Below are 7,227 nucleotides of genomic sequence, written 5' to 3'. Positions count from 1 at the left end.
CGGGCTCGCCGTTTGCTTGATCACCCATCGCCACGTCCAACGCCTTTGTTAGGGCCTCTGAGCCCACACGGGCCCCCTCACCCTTTACTCCCGATCTCCCACCAGACACCCGCCGACGCGTTCACCACCGTCCGCACAGCATTGGAGACCCCCATGTACAGCACCACCCGGCTGCCCCGTAAGGCCATGGCCACCCTCCTGGCTGCGGCGACCGTAGGAGCCGTGGCCGGCTTCGCACCCGCCGCCACGGCCACCGCCGCCGCCTCCGCCTCCGCGCCGTCCCACAGCGGCCTGAGCCTCGGCCTCGACGCCCCGTACACGAGCCCCGCCACGCAGGAGCGCAACAAGCGCGTCGCCGTCCACGTCCTCACCCAGCTCTTCGAGGAGGGCAACCTCAAGGTCGCCGACCGGTACATCCGCGAGGACTACATCCAGCACAACCCCGCCGCGCCCAACGGCCGTGAAGCGATCAAGAACTTCATCCGGGACTGGACCGCGCGCTTCCCGGACCACCAGTACAACGTCAAGCGGGTCCTCGCCCAGGGCAACCTGGTCCTGGTGCACTCCAACCCCGTCTACGAGCCCGGCACCCGTGGCGCGGCCGTGGTCGACATCTTCCGCTTCGACCCCAAGAGCGGCATGATCGCCGAGCACTGGGACACGGTCCAGGACGTGCCGGCGACCACCGTCAACGGCAACGACATGTTCGGTACGGTCAGCAACCCGCACACGAACCAGCCCAGCGGTCCCCGCTGGCAGACACACCTCAGCGAGAAAATCGCCACCAGCTACTTCGACACCCTCCTCGTCGACAAGAACCCCGACGCCGTCAAGTACCTCGCGCCGGAGTACTACCAGCACAACCCGACCATCCCCAGCGGCTCGGCCGGCCTGCGCGAGCAGTTCACCAATTTCTTCCGCCAGTTCCCGAACCTGATCGTGGAACGCAAGCGCGTCATCGCCGACAAGGACTACGTCGCCATCCACGCCCACTACCGCCTCAACCCCGAGGACCGGGGGCAGTCGGTCGTGGACATCTTCCGGGTCGAGAAGCAGAAGAACGGCACGCTCAAGATCATCGAGCACTGGGACGTCGTACAGGACGTCCCGGCCACCTCCGCCAACGACAACACGATGTTCTGACCTCTCCGGGTCCCCCGCGACCCCTCGGCCCGTCACCGGTCGGTGACGGGCCACGTGTTTCCCGACCGCGGACATCGGTCCGATCGACCCACCCAAGGTCTGGCTTCAACGCGGCACCCAGGGGCTTGATTTGCGAGTCAACCATGCGCCAGTCTGTCCGCTGTACGGACGGATGTCCGTACAGCGGTCGAGGCCGGAACGAATCGAGGAGGATTCCATGGCCTTCGTGACGGAGGACAACCTCAGCGACCTGGCGGTGAAGCGGTGGGCCACGGCGCACTCGCCCCGGCTCGCCGAGCTGATGACGGCGTTGGTGCGGCACCTCCACGCGTACGCCCGCGAGGTCCGGCTGACGGAGGAGGAGTGGGCGGCGGCCGTCGAGTGGCTCACGGCGACCGGCCGGATCAGTGACGACAAGCGCCAGGAGTTCATCCTCGCCTCCGACGTCCTCGGTCTGAGCACGCTCGTCGTCCAGCTGAACCACCACTTCTCGGCGGACGCCACTCCGGCGACGGTGCTCGGTCCCTTTCACATCGACGGCTCTCCGACGGCCGGATTCGGAGCCGACATGTCGGACGGCATCCCGGGGACGCCGGTGTTCATCACGGGTCGGGTCCTCGACCTCGACGGCACGCCTCTGCCCGACGTCGTCCTGGACGTATGGCAGGCCGACGCCGACGGCGCCTACGAGGCGCAGCTGCCGGAGATCGACGAGGCCCGGCTGCGCGCGCTGTACCGGACGCGGGCGGACGGCACGTACTGCGTGCGCACCATCGCGCCACGCGGCTACGCGATTCCGATGGACGGTCCCGTCGGTGACCTGATCGGCAGGACCGACATCAGCCACTTCCGTCCCGCGCACGTCCACTTCCTGATCGACCACCCCGGCCACGAGAAGCTCATCACCCATCTGTTCCGGGAGGGTTCCGAATTCCTCGACACCGATGTCGTGTTCGGCACGAAGGACGAGCTGATCGTGCGCTTCACCGAGGAACCGGCAGGCTCCTCCCCTGACGGCGGCACCATCGACGAGCCGTACCTGCGCGCCGAGTTCGATTTCGTGCTGCAGCCCCGGAGGACGGACGAGCCGCAGCCGTGAATCTCGGGCTGCTCCTGCTGCGGCTGCTGCTCGCCGCGCTGCTGTTCGGCCACGGCACCCAGAAACTGTTCGGCTGGTTCGGCGGTGCCGGGCGGGCCGGGACCGCCGCCGTCTTCGACCGGTGGGGCTTCGTGCCCGGCCGACGGATGGTGCTCGTCGCGGGGGCGGCCGAACTCGCCGGAGCGGTCTCGGTCGCGGCCGGGCTGCTGACTCCCGGCGGCTGCGCGGTGATCGTCGGCACCATGGCGGTCGCGGCGGCGGCGACCGCGCCGAACGGCTTCTGGGCCCAGAAGGGCGGCTGCGAAGTGCCCTTCTCCTACGGGGCGGTGGCCGCGATCCTCGCCTTCACCGGCCCCGGCGCCTGGTCACTCGACCACGCCTTCGGGCTGACGGAACTCGACGGCTACGCATGGGGATGCGCGGCACTGGCCCTCGGCCTGGCCACCGCGGCCGTACCACTGACCGCCCGCTCCCGTGTTCTGCGGGCCCGGACCACAGACTCCACAACGAGGTGACCACATGACGATCGAACAACCACGCAGAGAAGACTTCATCCCCGGACGCCCCGTCCTGTTCCGCAACGCGACCATCCTGTCCATGGACCCCGCGATCAGCCTGCTCGACCGCGGCGACGTGCTGGTCCGCGGCGAGCTGATCGAGCAGGTCGGAAGGGACCTCCAGGCGCCGGACGACGCGGTGGTGGTGGACTGCGCCGGCGGCATCCTCATGCCCGGCATGGTCGACACGCACCGCCACATGTGGCAGACGGCGCTCCGCGGACTCGGCGCCGACTGGACCCTGTCGCAGTACTTCGTCTTCTACTACCTCACCTGGGGCAAGATCTTCCGTCCCGAGGACATCCACGCCGGCAACCTGCTGTCCGGCATCGAGGCCGTCGACGCGGGTGTGACCACCACGCTGGACTGGTCGCACGGCTTGCAGACGCCCGAGCACGGGGACGCGGCCGTCGAATCCCTGCGCGCGGTGCCGGGCCGCTTCGTGCTGGCCTACGGCAACCTGCTGGGTGCGCCCTGGGAGTGGACCAACTCACCGGAGTTCCGGTCCTTCATCGACCGCAACTTCGCCTCGCGGGACGACATGCTCGGTCTGCAACTCGCCTTCGACGTGACCGGTGACGACGCGTTCCCCGAGAAGGCGGCGTTCGAGGCGGCGCGTGAACTCGGGCTGCCCGTCACCACCCACGCGGGCGTCTGGGGCGCGACGAACGACAACGGCATACGTCTGATGTGGGATCACGGGTTCATGACGCCCGACGTCACCTATGTCCACTCGGCGACGCTCAGCGAGGACTCGTACCACCGGATCGCCGCCTCGGGCGGCACGGTCTCGGTCTCGGCGGAGAGCGAGCACAACGCGGGCCAGGGCTACCCTCCCACCTGGCGGCTCAGGCGCCACGGCATCCCCGTATCGCTGTCGATGGACACCAGCGTGTGGTTCAGCGCCGACCTGTTCTCCGCCATGCGCGCCACGCTGTCGGCCGACCGCACACGCGAGCACATGGCGGCCCACGCGGCCGGGGAGACGGTGGTGCACCACAGCCTGCGGGCCCGGGACGTCGTGGAGTGGGCCACGATCGGCGGCGCCGGAGTGCTCGGCCTCAGCGACACCATCGGCTCGTTGACGCCGGGCAAGAAAGCCGACCTCGTCCTGCTCAAGAACGACCGGTCCCCGGCGATGTACCCGATCCTGCACCCCTACGGGCACGTGGTCTACCAGGCCACCCGCGCCGACGTGCACACCGTGCTGGTCAACGGAACCGTGGTGAAGTACGCGCACGAACTGGTCGGCGTTGACCTGGAGCGGGCCCGCACCGCCGTCGCCGCGACCGTGGACTACGCGCGGACCACCATGGGCGAGGACGCGTGGCGGGAGGCCGTGGAGCCGGAGATCCCGACAACCGAGGTGATCTCCAACCCCTACACCTACAGCGAGTACCGCGGCGAAGGCGTCGCCGTGCAGAACGAGGGGGCGTAGCCCATGAGCGGCGGTTCAGGCGGCTCACGCGGACCGCTCGACGGGCTGCTGGTGGCGGACTTCTCCCGCATCCTCGCCGGTCCGTACGCGACGATGCTGCTCGCCGATCTCGGGGCCGACGTGGTGAAGGTCGAGGGCCCCCAGGGGGACGACACTCGCACGTGGACGCCGCCGGTGCGCGACGGTGTGTCGACCTACTACCTCGGGATCAACCGCGGGAAGCGGTCGATCGCTCTCGACTTCCGCGACGAGGGCGACGCGCGGCTGGCCAGGGAGCTGGCGCGGCGCGCGGACGTGGTGATCGAGAACTTCAAACCGGGTGGGCTGGCCAGGTACGGCCTGGACCATGCCTCGGTGAGCGCCGGGAATCCTGGCGTGGTCTACGCGTCGATCAGTGGTTTCGGCGCCGGGCCCGGCCGGAAGGTGCCTGGCTACGACCTGATGGTGCAGGCGATCTCCGGGCTGATGAGCCTCACCGGTGATCCGGACGGGCCGCCGTACCGGGCGGGCATCTCGGTCTTCGACGTGATGGCGGGCAACCACGCCGCCATCGGCATCCTCGCCGCGCTGCGGCACCGCGACGCGACCGGCCAGGGCCAGCTCGTCGAGGTGAACCTGCTGTCCTCGGCACTGACCGGGCTGGTCAACCACAGCTCCTCCTATGTCGCCGGCGGCACAGTGCCCTACCGGATGGGCAACGCGCACCCCAGCGTCTTCCCCTACGAGCCGCTGCCGACGGCCGACCAGGATCTGATCGTCACGGCTGCCAACGACGGCCAGTTCCGCAAGCTGTGCGAGGTGCTCGGCCTCCCGGAGATCGCCGACGATCCGCGCTTCCGGCACAACGCCGACCGCACCGAGCGGCGCGGGGAACTTCGGCCGCTCCTGGTCGAACGACTGCGGACGAAGACGGCTCTGGAGTGGTTCGACCTGCTCGTCGACGCCGGCGTCCCGTGCGGGCCGATCAACACCATCGACGGCGGGTTCGCGATGGCGGAACGCTTCGGGCTCGACCCGGTCGTGGAAGTCGGCGAAGGCGACCGGGCCGTGCCCACCCCACGGCACCCGATCCGCTTCTCCGAGACCCCGGCCGTCTACCGGCTGCCCCCGCCCGAGCTGGACGAACACGGGGCCGAACTGCGCAAGTGGCTGCAGGACTTTCTGGAGGACGACGATGCCTGAGTACCCGACCGCGCTCGGTGCGTCCTCCCTGGACAAGATCACCCTGCTCGGCCAGGACCTCGCGGCCGATGTGATGGGCGAGGTGGGCTTCGGCGAGCTGGCGTTCTGGCTCGCCATACAGCGCCGACCCACCCCCGGGGAGACACGGGTGTTCGAGGCCGTGCTCGCCGCTCTGGCCGACCACGGCTTCACCCCGACCGCGATCACGACCAGGCTGACGTACCTGTCGGCGCCCGACTCGGTCCAGGGCGCCCTCGCCGCCGGGCTCCTGGGCGGCGGCTCACGCTTCCTCGGCGTGACCGAGGACTGCGGCAGGTTCCTCCACGACGCCCTGTCGACAGCGCGGGGTGGCCCCCCGACCGACGAGGCGGGCTGGGACGAACTGGCCCTCGCCTCCGTGCGCTCGGCACGAGCGGAGGGCAGGGTGATCCCCGGTCTCGGGCACCACGTTCACAAAGAGGGCGACCCCCGCACACCGAGGCTGTTCCACATCGCCGCCGAGGAAGAGCTGGTCGGCCCGCACCTGTCGCTCTTCGCGGCCATCGGCCGAATCCACCCTCAAGTTCTGGGCAGAACACTGCCGTTGAACGGCGCCGGCGTCTGCGGCGCCGCGCTCGCCGATCTCGGCCTCCCGCTGGAGCTGCTGCGCGCCTTCGCCCTGCTCGCCCGCACGGCCGGACTCATCGGCCAGCTCGCGGAGGAGATCCGAACCCCCGTCGCGAACGACATCTTCCTCTCGGTGGACCTCAACAACCGCGCCGTACCGCCGCACCCTGCCGACGGAGGCGAAGCTTCAGCAAGCGGCTGATCAGGAAGGGACTGATGCCGTACGACGGTAGCGGCCGGGAGCGATGCCCTGTTCCCGGGAGAACGCCCGCGAGAAGGCGAACTCGGAGCGGTATCCGACGGCTTGCGCGATGTCGCCGACCGGATTGTCGGTGTCGCGCAGCAGGCGGGCGGCCAGGTCGATCCGCACGCGAGAGAGGTAGGCCAGCGGGGCGAGGCCCACCACCTCCTTGAACTGGCGAGCGAAGGCCGGGCGGGACATCGTGACGGTGCGGGCCAGGCTCTCCACCGTCCAGTCGCGGTGCGGCTCTTCGTGCATCAGTGACAGGGCGGTTCCGATGCGCGGGTCGCGCAGGGCGGTCAGCCAGGACGGTCCCGTCTCGGTGGCGGTGTCGGCCCGTTCGATCCAGGCGCGGATCGCGAGCACGAAGAGCACCTCGGTCAGACGGGTGGCCACTGCCCGGGAGCCGGGCTGCCCGCCCGCCGTCTCGGTGGCGAGGATCCGGACGACATCCTGCAACCGGGGGTCGGCGCTCATGCCGGGCACATGGATGACCTCCGGCAGCGCCGACAGCACCGGATGCCCGTCGGTATTGCCGGCGTAGTGGAACTTGCCGCACACCACCCGCACGACGGGCCCGGCCCCGCCGAGGTCGACCACGCCCTCCCCGCCCGGCGGGTGAGCGGCCTCCAACTCCGCGTACGGGAGGGCCTCTTCGTCGGGGGCCCCGAGCAGCCGATGCGGCGTGCCGCGCGGCAACAGCACCACGTCCCCGGACACCAGCTGCACCGGTGGCGCCTCGGCGGTCCGCAGCCAGCAGACGCCCTCGGCGATGAGATGGAACCCCGCGGTGCCCAGCCGGTCCACGGCACAGCCCCAGCCGGATCCGGACGACCGCAGCTGGGCGAGCAGTACGCCCCTGAAGCCGGTGGCGGCGAGTACGTCGGCGAGCACGTCCATGCCCCACACCCTAATGCCGGAATGATGCAGAGGATCGGTGAGTGAGACTCTGAGGCAAATT

The 7,227-nt window shown here is 69.9% G+C and carries 7 protein-coding genes; 6 read left to right on the top strand and 1 reads right to left on the bottom strand.

What is annotated here, in order from left to right:
• The first annotated feature begins 153 nt into the window (after positions 1-153).
• The 6 genes from IE263_RS43125 (at position 154) to IE263_RS43100 (ending at position 6,227) form a co-directional block, all read left to right on the top strand.
• Positions 154-1,143, top strand: coding sequence for a nuclear transport factor 2 family protein (locus IE263_RS43125; RefSeq protein WP_189943589.1), 990 nt, complete (start codon positions 154-156; stop codon positions 1,141-1,143).
• A 217-nt stretch (positions 1,144-1,360) separates the two neighbouring features.
• A complete protein-coding gene (locus tag IE263_RS43120; RefSeq protein WP_189943588.1) occupies positions 1,361-2,242 on the top strand; it encodes a dioxygenase family protein in 882 nt (293 codons plus the stop codon).
• Positions 2,239-2,757, top strand: a complete 519-nt coding sequence (locus IE263_RS43115; protein ID WP_189943587.1) for a DoxX family protein — start codon at positions 2,239-2,241, stop codon at positions 2,755-2,757. The genes IE263_RS43120 and IE263_RS43115 overlap by 4 nt, the downstream gene beginning before the upstream one ends.
• 4 nt (positions 2,758-2,761) lie before the next feature.
• Entirely contained in the window at positions 2,762-4,237 is a 1,476-nt protein-coding gene (locus IE263_RS43110) for an amidohydrolase family protein (protein WP_189943586.1), read from the top strand.
• A gap of 3 nt (positions 4,238-4,240) precedes the next feature.
• Positions 4,241-5,419: a CaiB/BaiF CoA transferase family protein gene (locus IE263_RS43105; protein ID WP_189943585.1), complete on the top strand. Its 1,179-nt coding sequence runs from the start codon at positions 4,241-4,243 to the stop codon at positions 5,417-5,419.
• Positions 5,412-6,227, top strand: coding sequence for a citryl-CoA lyase (locus tag IE263_RS43100; protein WP_189943584.1), 816 nt, complete (start codon positions 5,412-5,414; stop codon positions 6,225-6,227). Before IE263_RS43105 ends, IE263_RS43100 begins: the two co-directional genes overlap by 8 nt.
• Here the strand turns inward: IE263_RS43100 and IE263_RS43095 are convergent, their stop codons facing one another.
• Positions 6,228-7,166 (bottom strand): AraC family transcriptional regulator, encoded by a 939-nt coding sequence (locus IE263_RS43095; protein ID WP_189943583.1) that lies wholly within the window; start codon positions 7,164-7,166, stop codon positions 6,228-6,230.
• Positions 7,167-7,227 lie beyond the last annotated feature (61 nt).

Source organism: Streptomyces aurantiogriseus, from assembly GCF_014649375.1.
Lineage (GTDB): Bacteria > Actinomycetota > Actinomycetes > Streptomycetales > Streptomycetaceae > Streptomyces > Streptomyces aurantiogriseus.
Note: the sequence above shows the minus strand (reverse complement) of the source record. Positions and strands in the feature narration are given on the sequence as shown.